This is a genomic window from uncultured Jannaschia sp. (genome assembly GCF_947494025.1).
Taxonomy (GTDB): domain Bacteria; phylum Pseudomonadota; class Alphaproteobacteria; order Rhodobacterales; family Rhodobacteraceae; genus Jannaschia.
In genome coordinates this window covers 699,364-715,236 of record NZ_CANLTQ010000001.1, presented here as the reverse complement: position 1 = coordinate 715,236, position 15,873 = coordinate 699,364, and the positions used below count along the sequence as shown (strand labels likewise).

Genomic DNA, 15,873 nt, shown 5'->3' with positions numbered 1-15,873 from the left:
CTCGACGACATCGTTAGCGGGAACCATCGGCCCGCACATCCCGCAAGTGCCGTGATCCGCCTTTGCATCCATCCCCGGACGCAGGAGGATGGCCCGGACGGCGCCCCGGGATGCGATCCGAGCGCGCCGCCGGATCAGGCGTCCTTCCGGGTCGGGTCGTGCGGGCGGCAGGACCAACGCGCGACCGTCCAGCCCGGATGCGTGGCCGTCCAGTCCGCGAGCTGCGTCTGGCCGCGCATCATGCAGGCCGCCAGTGGCAATTCGGTGAAGAGGAGACTTTCCCGACGGCATTCCACAACGGATGCGTTCAGACAGGCGAGAAACATCAGTTCGATCATCACAAGGCCCCTATGCGTGGCATCGGGTCCGCCCGGCCGGCATGCGCCGACATGCCGATCTCAGGGGCGTCGCGACGATGCACCCGGAAGGAAGAGTAACACGACAAGGCCCGCGAGGCGAAACTGCGACCTTTTGCCCGATCACGCGGCATTTGCCCACGGAGCCGGCATCACTCGGTCAGGCCGCGCCGGCGCAACTCCAACGGAATGCTGAACAGGCTCGTTCCGAGGGCGCCGCCCGTCCGCATGTCGCCGAGAACCACCGTGGTCTCGGTTCCGGCATCGTCGGTAATGACCCATTGGCGGAGCTTCGTCGGGTTCGGCGTGAAGACGAGCTGGATGTTGCCGTATTCCGGATGGGCCGGATCCTGCAGCGTCACCGAGGTCTGCGTCGCGTTGCCCGCATGGCGGACCAGCATGCCCGAGCGGCCGAGATCGACGTTCCGGGCGAGGATCAGGCTCAGCGGCGTCTGGGAGAGGGGATACTGCTCGGGCGGTGTGTTCGAGACCGAGTCGAAGATCGCGACCTGTCCCCCGCCGGCGATCACCAGCCCCTTGTTCGGAGCGTCGTAGTCGAACCGGGCGCGGTTCGGCCGGCTGATCGAAAGATCGCCGGTGGAGATGCTGCCGTCGCCGTTCACCTGCGTGAACTCCGACTCGGCAGTCTCGAAGGAGTTCATGTAACGGCTGATCTCGCCCACCGGGATCTGTGCGGCGGCGGGCAGCGCGAGGGTGACGAGCGTGATGGCGGCCAGAAGGCTGCGGACAAGAGGACGCATGGGGCAGAATCCCTGTGGTTTCGTGACGAGGGGCATATAGGGATCCTGTCGCCGGATTGCCCGCGCTATGCGATAGCAGGCGGGCGTCGGCCGATCGCGCCGAACCCTGCCGCCGGACACATCGTGGCCGGAGGGCACCACGTCGGGGACCGCGGCGAGACAGGCAACAATCCGCGTGATCGAATCGTTAAGCCGGCTTAACCTTACGTGACGTTCCGCTGGATAGGATCTGGTTTTATGTACGCTCGTTTGCTCGGTTCCGCAGTTGTCATGGCCGTCGCGATACCGGCGGCCTCCGCGGTCTTTCTGTTCGAGGGCGGCGTCGTCGCGACGATCGGGGAATCGACGGACGGCGCGATCCCGTTCGATCCGCCGCTGGATACGCCCGCGGACGTTTCACTGACCATCTTCGACGACCACCCGAGCGCGGCCATCGCGGATCGCCTTGCCGCATCCGGTCCCGTCGCATCAGTGATGGTCGAGATCCCCGATGACCCGGTGGGGGTCACCGACCTCTTCTCGGCGGATGGCGGGTTTGTGGGGTCGGCCGGACTCGGCTTCCCGGGTGCGGCCTCTGCGACGATCCTCGCCGGGCCGGTTCCCGATCCGTTGGCGACGGGCAGCCTTTCCTTCGACGGCTTCTTCGATACGCCGATCGAGACGGCGCCGGTGACGGTCGGCAACCTCGTCGCGGCGCTGTCGAGCGATCCGCTGTCGGGATCATACCGGTTCGGCCCCGGCGGCGGCGGGACCGCCGTCGCCTTCGCCGATAAAGAACCGGTTCCCGCCGTGCCGCTTCCGCCCGCGGGCCTCGCCTTGCTGGGCGGTCTCGGCCTGCTGGGTTTCGCGGGCGCCCGGCGCCGCTGAGCGGCGGGTGGTGCTCAGCCGTTCGGATCGGGCAGGAGGATGTCGCGCTTGCCGACGTGGTTCGCCGCGGTGACGGCGCCGTTGTCCTCCATCTGCTCCACCAGACGCGCGGCCTTGTTGTAGCCGATGCCGAGTTTGCGCTGGATGTAGGAGGTCGAGCACTTCCGGTCCCGCGCCACGATGGCCACGGCCTGATCGTAGAGCGCGTCCTCTCCGCCCGTGTTGCCGCCGGTGAGCCCGAGCACGGCGTCGATGTCGGACGCGCTGTCCTCCGCCGGGCCGTCGAGAACGGAGGCGGCGTAGTCCGGCGGGCCGTAGGCCTTCAGGTGGTTGACGATCTCCTCGACCTCCTCGTCGGAGCAGAAGGGCCCGTGGACGCGGGTGATCTTGGAGCCGCCGGCCATGTAGAGCATGTCGCCCATGCCCAGAAGCTGCTCGGCGCCCATCTCGCCCAGGATCGTGCGGGAATCGATCTTGGAGGTGACGTGGAAAGAGATCCGCGTCGGGAAGTTCGCCTTGATCGTGCCGGTGATGACGTCGACCGAGGGGCGCTGCGTCGCCATGACGAGGTGGATGCCGGAGGCCCGCGCCATCTGCGCCAAGCGCTGGATGCAGGCTTCGATCTCCTTGCCGGCGACCATCATCAGATCCGCCATCTCGTCGACGATGACGACGATATAGGGCAGCTTCTCGGGCACCGTCTCCTCGGTCTCGAAGACCGGGTCGCCCGTCTCGTCGTCGAAGCCCGTCTGCACCGTGCGGCTGAAGAGCTCGCCCTTCGACAGGGCGTCGCGGACCCGGCCGTTGTAGCCCTCGATGTTGCGCACGCCCATGCGGGACATCTTGCGGTAGCGCTCCTCCATCTCGCCCACGACCCATTTCAGGGCGACCACGGCCTTTTTCGGATCGGTGACGACGGGGGAAAGCAGGTGCGGGATGCCATCGTAGACGCTGAGTTCCAGCATCTTTGGGTCGATCATGATCATCCGGCAATCGTCGGGCGAAAGCTTGTAGAGCAGCGACAGGATCATCGTGTTGATCGCCACCGACTTGCCCGAGCCCGTCGTCCCGGCGATCAGCAGGTGCGGCATCTTGGCGAGGTTGGCGACGATGGGGGCGCCGCCGATGTCCTTGCCGAGGGCGAGCGGCAAAGCCTGTGTGGTCTCATCGAAGTTCGGGGCCGAAAGGATCTCGCGCAGCACGACCTTTTCGCGCTTCTCGTTGGGAAGCTCGATACCGATGACGCTGCGCCCCGGCACGGTCGAGACACGCGCGGAGAGCGCCGACATGGAGCGCGCGATGTCGTCGGCGAGTCCGATCACGCGGGAGGCCTTGAGGCCGGCGGCGGGTTCGAGCTCGTACATGGTGACGACGGGGCCGGGGCGGACGGAGACGATCTCGCCCTTCACGCCGTAATCCTCGAGCACATTCTCGAGCTGCCGGGCATTCTCCTCCAGCGCCTCGTCGGAAAGGTGGTGACGCTCGACCGTGCCCGGATCGGTCAGCAGGTCGAGCGGCGGCATGTCGTAGTCGTTGTCCGCCACGGACACGGGCGGGGCGGGGCGGGGCCTGGGCTGCGGGGCGGGCATCGGGGCGGCGGGCACGACCTTGCGGTCGATCGCCTGCCGGAGCGGGAGATCGCGCTGCCGCGCTTCCTCGTCGTCGTCCTCGTCCTCGATAAGCGCGTCGTCCTCCAGATCGGGCGCCGAGGTGCGACGGATGGGCGGGGCCGTGTGCTCGACCTCGACAGGCCGATCCTCCGCAGGCCGGTCCTCCGCCGGTCGGTGCGGCATGGCGGTGAGCGTGGGCTCCGCCCGTTCGACCGGCGCCTCGTCCTCCGCGGCGAGCGCTTGCGCGATGCTGGCCCGACGGACGCGGGTGCGGACGGCATTGGCGATCCGGGCGCGGACGCGGTCGTCGTCGGGCATGTCGGGGTCGAACCCGTCCGCCTCGACGTCCATTTCCCCGGCCCCCGGACGGGTGCGCCGGCGGGGCAGCCAGGCGAGCCAGCGGGTCCGCGCCGGCGCGTCCTCCGTCTCGTCCTCCTCGATGAGATCGTCCCGCGACGCCCGGCGTTCGCGCAGGGCCGCGGCGCCCTTCGCCGTGCCGCGCGCCGCACTTCCCGTGGCCAGACGCAGCGCCTGCCACGCAACGCCGAGCCCGTTGAGGAAGAACAATCCGCCGGTCCGCAGATCCTCCCGCGTGAAGCCCAGCACCCAGGCGCCGACGAAGACCGCCGTGGCCGAGATCACCAGCGTGAAGAGCTTGAGGCTCAGCTCCGCGTGGATCGGCACGACCGACAGGAGCGCGCCGAGCCCGGTATCGCCGAAAAGGCCCCCGAGCCCGAAATCATGGGTCCAGTCCGGTCCCGGCACCAGCGAGGCGCTGTGCAGCGACAGGAGCAGCACCCAGCCCGGCACGAAGAACGCGCGGGGCAGGACGCGCTCCGACCCGCCATGAAGCGCGAAGCGCAGCCCCCACACGACGAGCGCCACCGGCAGGCCGAGCGCGCCGTAGCCGAGAACGAGATGGAGCGGCGCGGCCAGCGACGCGCCGAAGACGCCGAGCCAGTTGCGCGGCGGCGCGTCCGTCGCGGTCAGCCAGTTGGGATCGTCCGGATGATAACTGAGCAGCAGCGCGGCACTCAGCAGCCCCAGGACGACCATCAGAACGCCAAGTCCCTCGCGTCCGCGCCGGGCGAGGCTGATCTGCAGATTGGTGTCCAGAAGGGGATCGCGTTGCCGCACCGGATAGGCCATTCGGAGTCCTCTTACGTGTATAGGCAGTCGCGCAGCAGGGTGAGGCCGCGGACGGTCTCGTCCTGCGGTCCGACCAGCGCGACCCGGACGAAGCCGGTGCCTGGATTGCCGTCCTTCGTGTCGCGGGCGAAATAGGCGCCGGGCATCACCCGCACGCCCGTCTCGGTCCACAGCTTCAGCGCCGCCCGCTCGCCGTCCTCCACGGGCAGCCACAGAAAGAAGCCGGCCTCCGGGACGGGGTGGTTGCCGAGGATCTCGCGCGCCGCCGCGAACTTCGCGGCGTAAAGGGCGCGATTGGCTTCGACATGGCTGTCCTCGGCCCAGGCCCGCGCGGCCGCCATCTGCAGCGGCAGCGGCAGGGGCGCGCCCGAATAGGCGCGGAGCTGCTTCATGCGGGCCATGTTGCCCGGTCCGGACACGGCGAACCCGGACCGCAGGCCCGCGAGGTTCGACCGCTTGGAGAGCGAATGGAAGGCCACGACCCGCTCGGGATCCGCCCCCGACGCGCGCACCGCCTCGAGAATGCCGGCCGGCGGCGTGCCGGTATAGATCTCGGCGTAGCATTCGTCCGCGAAAATCGTGAAGTCGTGCCGCTCGGCGAGTTCGAGGAGCGTCGTCCAGTAATCGAGCGAGGCCACCGCGCCCTGCGGGTTGGACGGCGAGCAGATGTAGACGATGGCCGTCCGGTCGAGAAGCTCCGCCCCGAGCGCCGCGAAGTCCGGCAGGTCGCCCGTCGCCGCCGTGGCGTTCACGTAGACCGGCTCCGCCCGGGCCGCGAGGGCGGCGATGGCGTAGACCTGATAGAACGGGTTCGGGGTCAGGATCGCGGGCCGCTGCCCGTTCTTCTCCTCCGGGCAGAGCGCCGTTGCGGTGTTGTAGAGCCCTTCGCGCGTCCCGTTCAACGCGAGGATCTCCCGCTCGGGATCGGCCCGGTAGCCGTAGCGCCGCTCGAGCCAGCCGGCGCAGGCCGCGAGCAGTTCGGGGGTGCCGTCGTTCGGCGGGTAGGAGACGAAGGCGTCCCGGTGCGCGGCGATGACCTCGCCGACGAAGGCCGGGGCCGGGTGGCGCGGATCGCCGATCGTCATCTGAATCGGATCGCCGCCCGGGGCGAGATCGCCGAGCAGCGTCTTGAGACGCGAAAACGCGTATTCGGGCAGTTCGGAGAACCGCGTCGGAGAAATCATGCCTGAACCTCGATACGGATGCTCTGCCGGCCCCGTTTCGTTCACGATAGCAAAGCGGTGCCGCCGGGGTCCAACGAAAAGCGGGCCGAGCCGGGAGGTGTGGCAATCGGGTCAGTCGATGCCCGCCCGTCAGGTCAGCGCCGTCTCCATCGCCGCGCCGAGTCGCAGGAGGCGGTGTTCGTGCCCCGGCGGGGCGAGCGCCATGACGCCGCACATCGGCACGCCCGTCGGCAGCGTCAAACCGCAAAGGCCCAGAAGGTTGCCCACCCGCGTATTGCGTAGCGACAGCAGGTTCTCCTCCACGTAATACGCCTCGTCCGCGAGGAGGCGTTCGCGTTCCGGGGGCAGGATGGCCGAGGTCGGCAGCAGCACCGCGTCGTAACCTGCCGTTGCGGAAAGGTACTCCGTCACCGCCGCCCGCCGCCGTCGCTCCGCCACGATGACGTCCTTCGCGGTCGCGTCGCGCCCCGTCCGGAACCGCTCCAGGATGCGGTCGAACATCAGGTGTGGCGCGGCCTCGATCGCTTCGTGCCAGATCGCGTAGGCCTCCGGCGAGAACAGGTGTGGCGTCTGCGCCATCGCCGCCGCGACGGAGGGCAGTTCCGCCCGCTCGATCGTGGCGCCGGCGGCCGCGAACCGCTCGATGGCTTGCTGGCACGCCGCGCGCGGCTCGTCGCGACTCGTCTCCAGGTAGTCGGCCAGCACGAGGAAGCGCCGTCCGCGCAGGCTCGCTCCCGCGAGGTCGGGGACTGCCGTGCCTTCGATGAGGGCAAGCGCCAGCGCGCAATCCTCCACGTTCCGGGCAAGCGGGCCGATCGTGTCCATCGATTCGACGAGCGGGACCGTGCCCCGGTCGGACACGCGTCCATGCGCCGTTTTGAGACCCACGATGTCGTTCCACGCAGCCGGGTTGCGGACCGAGCCGCCGGTATCGGAGCCGATCGCCACCGGCGCGAGCCCGAAGGCCACAGAAGCCGCCCCGCCGGAGGTCGAGCCACCGGGCACGCGGTTCGGGTCGTGGCGGTTCGGCGGCGTCGCGGTGATCGGGTTCAGGCCGAGTCCGGAAAAGGCCAGCTCGCTCATATGCGTCTTGCCGAGGCAGACGCTGCCGCCCGCGGTCGCGTTGGCCAGCGTCTCCGCATCCTCCCGCGGCACGCGACCTTTCAAAAGCGCCGAGCCGGATTCGGTCGGCACGCCGGCCGTATCGAACAGATCCTTCCAGGTGATCGGCACGCCGTCGAGCGTCCCGCGCCGCGTCCCCGCCCGCGCCCGTCCGGCGGCCGCGGCGGCCTCGGCCCGCGCGCGGTCGGCGGTGACGTGAGTGAAGATCGTGTCGCGGTGCGCATGTGCTTCGACCGCGTCGAGGAACGTCTCGCAAAGCGCCTCCGGGTCGATCTCGCCCGTGCCGATCCCGCGCCCGAGGTCGCCCGCGCCCATCCAAAGCCAGTCGCGCATGTCCGTCTCCGTCCGTTGCCGTGCGCCACGCTAGGGGCGCGGACGCGGTTGGACAATGGCGATGCGGCACGCATATGGAGGCGCATGGATACGGACGTCATCATCGTCGGCGGCGGGCTGACCGGGCCGCTGACCGCGCTCGCGCTGGCCGATGCGGGGATCGATTCCATCCTTCTGGACGCGCGGCCCCGGGCGACGTTCGACGAGGCGTTCGACGGGCGGGCCTACGCGCTGGCGCTGGGCTCGGTCCGCGTGCTGCGCGCGCTCGGCCTTTGGGACGATCTGGCGGAGGAGGCGCAGCCGATCACCGGCATCCGCGCGAGCGACGGTCGCGCGGGCGAGGGGGCGTCGCCCCTGCACCTCGCCTTCGAGGCGTCGGAGATCGGCGAGCCCTTCATGGGGCAGATGGTCGAGGACCGGCACCTGCGTCCCGCGCTCCTCGCCGCCTGCGACGCGAACGCCCGGATCGAGACGCGCTTCGGGACGGAGGTCACAGCGCAATCCGTCGAGGGCGCCGCCGTGCGGGTCAATGCGGACGGGATGCTTGCCGCGCGCCTCCTCCTCGGCTGCGACGGGCGGACGAGCGGCGTGGCACGGCGCGCCGGGATCGGGCGGGCGGGCCGCGAATACGGGCAGACCGCGCTCGTCTGTGCCATCGGCTTCGAACGGCCGCACGAGGGCGTCGCGCATCAGTTCTTCATGCCCGCGGGCCCGCTCGCCATCCTTCCCCTGAAGGGCCGGCGCGCCAGCATCGTCTGGACCGAGGCCGACAGCATCGCCGCCGAACTGAACGCCATGCCGGATGCGGAATATCTCGACGTCCTGCGACCGCGCTTCGGCAGCTTCCTGGGCGAGATCGAGCTTCTGGGCGCGCGGCACACCTATCCGCTTTCCCTGAGCCTCGCGCAGGATTTCGCGGCCTCGCGCGTGGCACTGGTCGGCGACGCGGCGCACGGCATCCACCCGATCGCGGGGCAGGGTCTCAACCTCGGGGTGAAGGACGTGGCCGCGCTGGCCGATGTACTCGGCGGCGCGCGGATGCGGGGCGAGGATATCGGCACGTCGGACGTGCTCGCGCGCTACACGCGCTGGCGGCGGTTCGACACGACGACGATGGGGTTCGCGACCGACGCGGTGAACCGGCTCTTCTCCAACGACAACCCGCTGCTGCGGCTGGGACGCGATCTGGGGATGGGCGCGATCTCGGCGATGCCGTCGTTGCGGCGGCGCTTCATCTGGGAGGCGGCGGGCCTGACCGGCGACCTGCCCCGCCTGATGCGGCGCTGATCACTCGAGCGGGCGCGCCTCGTCGACGAGCATGATCGGGATGCCGCCCCGGATCGGATAGGCCAGCCCGGCGGATTTCGAGACAAGCTCCTGCCGCTCCGCGTCGTAGGACAGAGGGCCGTGCGTCTGCGGGCAGACCAGAGCCTCCAGCATCCGGCGGTCGTGGGCGGGCGTGTCGGTCATTGCAGCGCGTCCTCGCCGGAGCCGCCGCGCAGGGCGAACTCCATCAGCGTCACCACCGTTTCCCGACGAGTGGCGAGGGAGGGCGCCTCGAGCAACGCCTGCTTGTCCTCCGGCTCGAACGGGCAGAGCATCGAGAGGCTGTCGATCAGAAGCTCCTCGTCGGCATCCTTGAGGTTCTCCCAATCCGTCGACAGATCCTGACTTTCGAAGTAGCGATGCAAGAGCGCAAGAAAGGCGGCGCGGTTGAACTCGGTGTCGACCTCCGCCTTGCCGAGGTCGCGCTCGAACCCGTCCCAGTTCACGTCGGCCTGGAGGTAGGGCTGGAAGCCCATGATCTCCCGCGTCACCCGGTAGCGCGACATGCCCGAAAGCGTGATCATGTAGCGTCGGTCCTCGGTCTCGCTCAGCTGCGTCAGGCGCCCGGCGCAGCCGATGGTCTGAAGCTGCCGCCCGTCGCCGGATTTCTGCGCGCGCGGCTGGATCATCCCGATCAGGCGATGGCTCGTCTTGAGCACGTCGTCGATCATCTGGAGGTAGCGCGGCTCGAAGATGTGCAGCGGCAATCTGGCCCGGGGCAGCAGGAGCGCGCCGGGCAGGGGAAAGACCGGAATGGTCTTCGGAAGGTCGGCGTGGCGATACATCATGGGAATGTAGGGCACGAAACGCGGCGACAAGCCTTCAGGCGAAGATCATCGACGAGAGCCGGCGCCGGCCCTTCGCCGCCACCGGATCCTTGGGCCCGGTCGCGTCGAAAATCGTGAAGAGCTGCGTGCGCGCCGCGCCGTCGTTCCATTCCCGGTCGCGACGGAACAGCTCCAGCAACTCCTCCACCGCGCCTTCCGTGTCGCCCGAAGCCTGCAGCGCCGTGGCGAGGTCGAAGCGGGCCTGATGGTCGTCGGGGCGCGCCTCCACCGCCGCGCGCAGGTCGGCGACCGGCCCCGCATCGGCCGATTGCCGCGCGAGCGCGATCTGCGCCCGGGCCGCCTCGAGCTCCGGCGCGGCGGCTATGGCGGGGGGCGCGCCAGCGAGCAGCGCCTCGGCCTGGTCGATCTCGCCCATGGCGACATGCGCGCGCAGCAGGCCGGCATAGGCGACCGCGTTCTCCGACTCTTCGCCCAGGATCGCGGCGAAGGTCTGCGCCGCGTCGACGGCGGCCCCCTCGTCCAGCATCTCTTCCGCGGCGGTCAGCGCCTCGGCAAGGCCGTCGGCCTCGTCGGCGTTGTGCGCGGCGACGCGCTTGACGAACTCCTGCACCTCGCCCTGGCTGACCGCGCCCTGGAAGCCATCGATGGGCTGACCCTGCCAGAAGGCGTAGACGGTCGGAATCGACTGGATGCGGAGCTGCGCGGCGATCTGCTGGGCGCGGTCCACGTCCACCTTCGCCATCCGCACCTTGCCTTTGGCGGCCTTCACGGCGGCCTCGAGCTGCGGGCCGAGCGTCTTGCAGGGACCGCACCACGGCGCCCAGAAATCGACGATCACGGGTGTCTTCATCGAGGCCTCGACGACCTCCGCCATGAAGGTGGCTTCGGTGACGTCGCGGATCAGGTCGCCGTCGGCGGCGTCGGGCGTGGGTTGGCCGAGTTCGAGCATGGTAAACTCCTTTTCCTGGCGCTCATATGCGCGCCTCGCGCGCGTTTTCCAAGGTCAGAGGTCGAAGGTCGCCAGCACCGGTGCGTGGTCCGACGGCTTTTCCCATCCGCGGACGTTGCGCAGGATGCGGCTCCCATGCGCGGCGCCCGCGATATCGGGCGTGGCCCAGACATGGTCGAGCCTGCGCCCCTTGTCCGCCGCGTCCCAGTCGGGGGAGCGATAGGACCACCAGGAATAAAGGTTGCCGTCGGGGATGTCCTGCCGCGTCACGTCCACCCAGGCCCCAGCATCCTGCGCCTGGGCGAGATGCTCGACCTCGATCGGGGTATGGCTCACGACGCGCAGAAGCTGCTTGTGCGACCACACGTCGTCCTCGCGCGGGGCGATGTTGAGGTCGCCGACAAGGATCGACTTCGCGGGACGCTCCGCATGGAAGGCATCGCGCATGTCGGTCAGGTAGTCGAGCTTCTGTCCGAACTTCTCGTTCACCTCCCGGTCGGGCGTGTCGCCACCCGCGGGGACGTAGAAGTTGTGGATCACGACGCCGTTCTCGAGTTGGCCCGCGATGTGGCGCGCATGACCGAGCCCGGCATGGTCGAGCGCCGAAACCTCCGCGATAGGGCGCTTCGACAGGATCGCCACGCCGTTGTAGCCCTTCTGCCCGCGCGCGACCATGTGGGTGTAGCCCAGGGCCTCGAAGGTCTCGCGCGGGATCTTCTCCACCGGCGACTTGCATTCCTGCAGGCAAAGGACGTCCGGCCCTTCCTCGCGCAGGAACGCCGCCACGAGCTCCGCGCGCAGGCGGACGGAGTTGATGTTCCAGGTGGCGAGGGTGAAGGGCATGACGTCTCCGTCGGCGAGTCTCGGACGGGCGCGTCTTGCACGGCCCAAGGTCCGGCCGGAACCCCGGATGCGCCACTCCGGCCAAAGAAAAGCCCGAGCCGAAGCCCGGGCGAGTCCAACAGGGAGGTGCATCGAAAGTCCCGTCGATGCGGCGGTATTCCTTATGTTAGGGTGATCGCCGACGTAGGGTAAGGAAAATTTGCGTAAGCCCGCGTTTTCAACATTATTGTGTCCCCGCGATCACGCCATCAGCCGGTAGCCGCCGCTTTCGGTCACGAGCAGGCGCGCGTTCGACGGGTCCGGCTCGATCTTCTGGCGCAGGCGGTAGATGTGCGTCTCGAGCGTATGGGTCGTAACCCCGGCATTGTAGCCCCAGACCTCGTGCAGGAGCACGTCGCGCGGCACGGTGCCGTCGTTCGAGCGGTAGAGGAACTTGAGGATGTTCGTCTCCTTCTCGGTCAGGCGCACCTTCCGGTCGTCCTCCGTCACCAGCATCTTCATCGACGGCCTGAACGTGTACGGCCCGAGCTGGAACACCGCGTCCTCGGATTGCTCGTGCGTGCGGAGCTGGCTGCGGATGCGGGCCAGAAGGACGGGGAACTTGAACGGCTTGGAGATGTAGTCGTTCGCGCCCGCGTCGAGCCCGAGGATCGTGTCGGAATCCGTGTCGTGGCCGGTCAGCATGACGATCGGGCACTTCACCCCCTGCTTGCGCATCAGGCGGCAGAGCTCGCGACCGTCCGTGTCGGGCAGTCCCACATCGAGCACGATCAGGTCGTAATGCTGCTCCCTGACGCGGCTCATGCCCGCGGCGCCCGACTCCGCCTCGAAGACGTCGAAATCCTCGGTCAGCATCAACTGCTCGGCCAGCGCGTCGCGAAGGTCGTCGTCGTCGTCCACCAGAAGTATCTTCTTCGGATTCGCCATTCCTGCACCTCCTCATCCGTTCGTGAGAAGAACGTGTGCATCCGTGAGGTGCTTTTGAAGTCGGCTGCGCGCCGGTCACGGCGACGTGTCGCCAAGGCGGGATTTGTTTCATATGTGGGGGCTGCGCGTCCCGTCCGGCCGCGATTTGTTACAGGATCCCGCCCCCGATGCTGCCCGCCACGCCCGCCGAACTGCTTGCCCGCGCCCGCGCGGAGTTTCGTCTGGGCCTGCCCGTGGCGATGGGCCATGCGGTGATGGCGGCGGTCGAGACGGTGCCACCCGAACGGCTGGCCGCGATGCGGGCGGCGGGGCCGCTCGTCCTTGCCGTCTCCGGGCGGCGGGCGGAGACGCTGAAGGCGCGGGCCTATGACGGCGACGTCGCGCGCATCGCCGTCCCGGACGACGTGGATGCCGCGTGGCTTCGGGCGGTGGCCGACCCGGCGGACGATCTGCGCGCGCCGATGAAGGGGCCGCTGCGGACGCTGCGCGAGGGCGACGCCGCACCGTGGCGGGCGGGCGTGGCGCTCGCCAAGGCCGCGTGGCTCCTGCCCGCCGTGATCGGGGTGGAGGCGGAGGCGCCCGCGGGCGTCACGCGCCTGTCGCCGGCGACCGTGCCGGGCGATCCGGTCCGGCCCGTGGCCCCCGTGGCCTCCGCCCGCCTGCCGATGGCGGCCCATGCGAAGGGGCGGGTGCATGTCCATCGCGAGCCCGGCACCGGCGAGGAGCATTACGCCGTGGAGATCGGCCGCGTCGACCGCGCCGCGCCGGTTCTCGTGCGCCTGCATTCGGCCTGCTTCACCGGCGACGTGCTGGGATCGCTCAAATGCGATTGCGGACCGCAGCTTCACGCCGCGATGGACGCGATGGCGGCGGCCGGGGGCGGCGTGCTGCTCTATCTCAACCAGGAGGGGCGGGGGATCGGGCTCGCCAACAAGATGCGGGCCTACGACCTGCAGGATCAGGGTTTCGACACGGTCGAGGCGAACCATCGGCTGGGCTTCGAGGACGACGAGCGCGATTTCCGCCTCGGCGCGGCGATCCTCGACCGGCTGGGGATCGGGGCCGTGCGATTGATGACGAACAATCCCCGCAAGATCGCGATGATGACGGCGCAGGGGATCGAGGTGGCCGAGCGGGTGCCGCTCCATGTCGGGCTGACGCCGCAGAACGCGGCCTATCTCGACGTGAAGCGGGTGAAGTCGGGACATCTGGAGTGACGTCCCCCGGGGACATGGTGCTGACTCCCACGGGGCTGCGGTTCCGGAGGCGGACCCTTCCCTGCACCGTCGGGGCGGGGGGCATCCGGTCCGAAAAGCGGGAACGGGACGGGGCGACCCCGCACGGCGTCCACCGGATCACCGGGATGTTCTACCGCCCCGACCGGATGCCGCCGCCGGCACCCTGGGCGCGCCCGATCGGTCCGCGCGACCTGTGGTGCGACGCGCCGGAGCATCCCGCCTACAACCGGCTCGTGCGCGCGCCGTTCGACGCCTCGGCGGAGCGACTGCGCCGTGCGGACCGGCTTTACGACCTCGTCCTGACGACGGACTGGAACTGGCCGGATGCCGAGCCCTATCGCGGCAGCGCGATCTTTCTGCATCGCTGGCGGGGTCCGGTCCGGCCGACCGAAGGCTGCGTGGCGCTGGCGCCCGCGGATCTGCGCTGGCTTGCCGTGCGGGTTCGGGTGGGAACGCGGCTCGTCGTGCGCTGACGGCTCAGGTCGGAACGCGCTCTCCGAAGATGGCGGAGCCGACGCGGACATGCGTGGCGCCGAAAGCGACCGCCTCCTCGAAATCGGCGGACATGCCCATGCTGAGGCCCGGCAGGCCGTTGCGCTCCGCGAGCTTGCGGAGCAGCGCGAAATGCAGTGACGGCGCCTCGTCCACCGGCGGAATGCACATCAACCCGGCGAGCGGCAGGTCCATCCCGCGCACCTCGGCGACGAAGCCGTCGACCTCGGCGGGGGGCAGACCGGCCTTCTGATCCTCCTCGCCGGTATTGACCTGCACGAAGAGGTCCGGGCAGCGGCCGAGTTCCTGCGCCATGTCGGCGATGCGACGGGCGAGCTTCGCGCGGTCGAGGGAATGGATCGCGTCGAAAAGCTCCATCGCCGGGCGGACCTTGTTGCTCTGGAGCGGGCCGAGGAGGTGGAGCGCGACGTCCGGATGGGCCTCCTGCCAGGCCGGCCACTTGCCCTGCGCTTCCTGCACCCGGTTCTCACCGAAGATGCGGTGACCGGCGGCCAGCACGGCCTCGACCCGCTCGGGCGGCTGCACCTTGGACACGGCGATCAGGGTGACGTCGGACCGGTCCCGTCCTGCCCGTTCGCAGGCGGCGGCGATCCGGTCGTTTATGTCGGACAGGGGCATAGGCGGAACTCTCGTATCGGCCTGTCGATGCAAAACGAAACGGGCGGGCACAAGGCCCGCCCGTTCGATAGGCTCGATCCGGGTCGGATCAGAAGTCCAGGCGGACACCAAAGGAGACGGTGTCGAGCTCGTCCGGACCATCGTCGAGCCCGGCGATTTCGACGTCGCTGTAGTCCGAGTGACCGTAGCCGAACTGCACCGACGCGCCGCCGCCCAGATCGTAACCAGCCGTCAGGCCAATACCGTCGATGTCGCCGATCGGGGTGTCGTACTGACCGTAGTTCAGGCTCACGGAATAGGCGCCCCCGGTGTAGCCGACGCCGATGCCGAAGTGCTCAGTATCCCCGTCACCGAGGAAGAAGCGGTTGCTTTGCTCGACCTCGTTGTCCTCGTCCAGAGTGCCGTCCGTACCAAGGGCCTCGCTTGCGAAGCTACCGAAGTCGCTGTCGGCGATGGCATGCCCAGGCACATGGTTGTTGTAGTTCATGTACGAGACGCCGACGGCAAAGCCGAACAATTCGCCGTTGAGCGACGCACCCCAGGTATCCACGTCGGTATCAGCGACTTCCGCGGTCTGGTAGCCGAGGCCCATGCCGATGTTGGTGCCGCCCAGGTCGAGCTGGTAGGTCACGCCGAGGCCGTAGACCTCATCATTGCCTTCCACATCGTTGTCGTCGAGCTCGGCCGAGAGCGCGACGGCGAAATCGCCGAAGGAGTAGTCGTAACGGATGACCTGACCGTCGTAGAGGCCGTCGAGGCCATCGTTGTCATTGTAGCCGGCATGGATCGTCTCGTCGTCGTTGAGCGAGCCGGAGTTGAACGCGACTTCCGTCAGGGCGAAGTCGAGCGCGCCGTCGGTGTCACCACCGGTCAGGGTACCGAAGGCGCCCGAGATGAAGATGCTCTCGCCGCCCTGCTCGTTCGGCCGCTCGAAGGGCTCGCCGTTGCCGCTCTCGTCGAGGTCGATATCGGCACCGAAGAGCAGACCGCCATCGGTCTCACCCGTCATCGTGAAGGTGACGTCGATATCGGTGAAGAAGCCGACCTTGTCGTTGCCCTTGTAGCCTTCGTCCTGACCCTGGCTGAAGTTCAGGCGCTCGCTGGAACGGAGGCCCAGCTCGGCGTTACCGGAGAGGAGGATTTCGGCCGAGGCGGTGCCGGCGAAGGCGACCAGCGCGGTCGAGGCGAAGAGAATCTTTTTCATGTGTCCCTCGTTTTTTCAGTCGTCCCCACCACGGGAATCGCGTTGGGCGTGGTTCTCGTTTCCCCCAATCGGCCCCCACCTCGCA

Annotated in this window: 16 protein-coding genes; 4 read left to right on the top strand and 12 right to left on the bottom strand. The window is 68.9% G+C overall.

What is annotated here, in order from left to right:
• Positions 1 to 134: 134 nt before the first annotated feature.
• Entirely contained in the window at positions 135 to 338 is a 204-nt protein-coding gene (locus Q1B08_RS03575; RefSeq protein ID WP_299814772.1) for a hypothetical protein, read from the bottom strand.
• 170 nt (positions 339 to 508) lie between these two features.
• Complete coding sequence (locus Q1B08_RS03570) at positions 509 to 1,117, bottom strand: outer membrane lipoprotein carrier protein LolA (RefSeq protein ID WP_299814769.1); 609 nt, start codon at positions 1,115 to 1,117, stop codon at positions 509 to 511.
• 270 nt (positions 1,118 to 1,387) lie between these two features.
• On the opposite strand from Q1B08_RS03570, the gene Q1B08_RS03565 reads away from it, so the two are divergent.
• Positions 1,388 to 1,984 (top strand): hypothetical protein, encoded by a 597-nt coding sequence (locus tag Q1B08_RS03565; protein ID WP_299814766.1) that lies wholly within the window; start codon positions 1,388 to 1,390, stop codon positions 1,982 to 1,984.
• Between the two features lie 14 nt (positions 1,985 to 1,998).
• Here the strand turns inward: Q1B08_RS03565 and Q1B08_RS03560 are convergent, their stop codons facing one another.
• The 3 genes from Q1B08_RS03560 to Q1B08_RS03550 form a co-directional block, all read right to left on the bottom strand.
• Complete coding sequence (locus Q1B08_RS03560; protein WP_299814763.1) at positions 1,999 to 4,743, bottom strand: DNA translocase FtsK; 2,745 nt, start codon at positions 4,741 to 4,743, stop codon at positions 1,999 to 2,001.
• Between the two features lie 11 nt (positions 4,744 to 4,754).
• A complete protein-coding gene (locus Q1B08_RS03555; protein WP_299814760.1) occupies positions 4,755 to 5,927 on the bottom strand; it encodes an aminotransferase class I/II-fold pyridoxal phosphate-dependent enzyme in 1,173 nt (390 codons plus the stop codon).
• 129 nt (positions 5,928 to 6,056) lie between these two features.
• The gene (locus tag Q1B08_RS03550) at positions 6,057 to 7,382 is read right to left on the bottom strand and encodes an amidase (protein WP_299814757.1); all 1,326 of its coding nucleotides are present in this window, start codon (positions 7,380 to 7,382) and stop codon (positions 6,057 to 6,059) included.
• Positions 7,383 to 7,466: 84 nt separating this feature from the next.
• Between Q1B08_RS03550 and Q1B08_RS03545 the strand changes: the two genes are divergently transcribed.
• Positions 7,467 to 8,669, top strand: a complete 1,203-nt coding sequence (locus tag Q1B08_RS03545; protein WP_299814754.1) for a UbiH/UbiF/VisC/COQ6 family ubiquinone biosynthesis hydroxylase — start codon at positions 7,467 to 7,469, stop codon at positions 8,667 to 8,669.
• On the opposite strand, the gene Q1B08_RS03540 is transcribed toward Q1B08_RS03545, so the two are convergent.
• The 5 genes from Q1B08_RS03540 to Q1B08_RS03520 all read right to left on the bottom strand — a co-directional run bounded on the left by Q1B08_RS03540 (position 8,670) and on the right by Q1B08_RS03520 (position 12,215).
• On the bottom strand, positions 8,670 to 8,852 hold the full coding sequence (locus Q1B08_RS03540) for a Trm112 family protein (protein WP_299814751.1): 183 nt from the start codon (positions 8,850 to 8,852) through the stop codon (positions 8,670 to 8,672).
• Entirely contained in the window at positions 8,849 to 9,493 is a 645-nt protein-coding gene (locus Q1B08_RS03535; protein ID WP_299814930.1) for an LON peptidase substrate-binding domain-containing protein, read from the bottom strand. Before Q1B08_RS03535 ends, Q1B08_RS03540 begins: the two co-directional genes overlap by 4 nt.
• A gap of 37 nt (positions 9,494 to 9,530) precedes the next feature.
• Positions 9,531 to 10,445 (bottom strand): tetratricopeptide repeat protein, encoded by a 915-nt coding sequence (locus Q1B08_RS03530; protein WP_299814748.1) that lies wholly within the window; start codon positions 10,443 to 10,445, stop codon positions 9,531 to 9,533.
• Positions 10,446 to 10,499: 54 nt separating this feature from the next.
• Positions 10,500 to 11,288, bottom strand: coding sequence for an exodeoxyribonuclease III (locus tag Q1B08_RS03525; RefSeq protein WP_299814745.1), 789 nt, complete (start codon positions 11,286 to 11,288; stop codon positions 10,500 to 10,502).
• 240 nt (positions 11,289 to 11,528) lie between these two features.
• A complete protein-coding gene (locus Q1B08_RS03520; protein ID WP_299814742.1) occupies positions 11,529 to 12,215 on the bottom strand; it encodes a response regulator transcription factor in 687 nt (228 codons plus the stop codon).
• A 167-nt stretch (positions 12,216 to 12,382) separates the two neighbouring features.
• Here Q1B08_RS03520 and ribA point away from each other — a divergent pair, with 167 nt between their 5' ends.
• Both ribA and Q1B08_RS03510 read left to right on the top strand, forming a co-directional pair.
• The gene (gene ribA, locus Q1B08_RS03515; RefSeq protein ID WP_299814739.1) at positions 12,383 to 13,432 is read left to right on the top strand and encodes a GTP cyclohydrolase II; all 1,050 of its coding nucleotides are present in this window, start codon (positions 12,383 to 12,385) and stop codon (positions 13,430 to 13,432) included.
• A 14-nt stretch (positions 13,433 to 13,446) separates the two neighbouring features.
• Positions 13,447 to 13,926 carry a L,D-transpeptidase family protein gene (locus Q1B08_RS03510; protein ID WP_299814927.1) on the top strand — a complete coding sequence of 160 codons (480 nt, stop codon included), beginning with the start codon at positions 13,447 to 13,449 and terminating at the stop codon, positions 13,924 to 13,926.
• A 4-nt stretch (positions 13,927 to 13,930) separates the two neighbouring features.
• On the opposite strand, the gene Q1B08_RS03505 is transcribed toward Q1B08_RS03510, so the two are convergent.
• Together Q1B08_RS03505 and Q1B08_RS03500 are read right to left on the bottom strand one after the other, a co-directional pair.
• The gene (locus Q1B08_RS03505; protein ID WP_299814736.1) at positions 13,931 to 14,584 is read right to left on the bottom strand and encodes a YggS family pyridoxal phosphate-dependent enzyme; all 654 of its coding nucleotides are present in this window, start codon (positions 14,582 to 14,584) and stop codon (positions 13,931 to 13,933) included.
• 88 nt (positions 14,585 to 14,672) lie between these two features.
• Positions 14,673 to 15,788: a porin gene (locus tag Q1B08_RS03500; RefSeq protein ID WP_299814733.1), complete on the bottom strand. Its 1,116-nt coding sequence runs from the start codon at positions 15,786 to 15,788 to the stop codon at positions 14,673 to 14,675.
• Between the last annotated feature and the right edge of the window lie 85 nt (positions 15,789 to 15,873).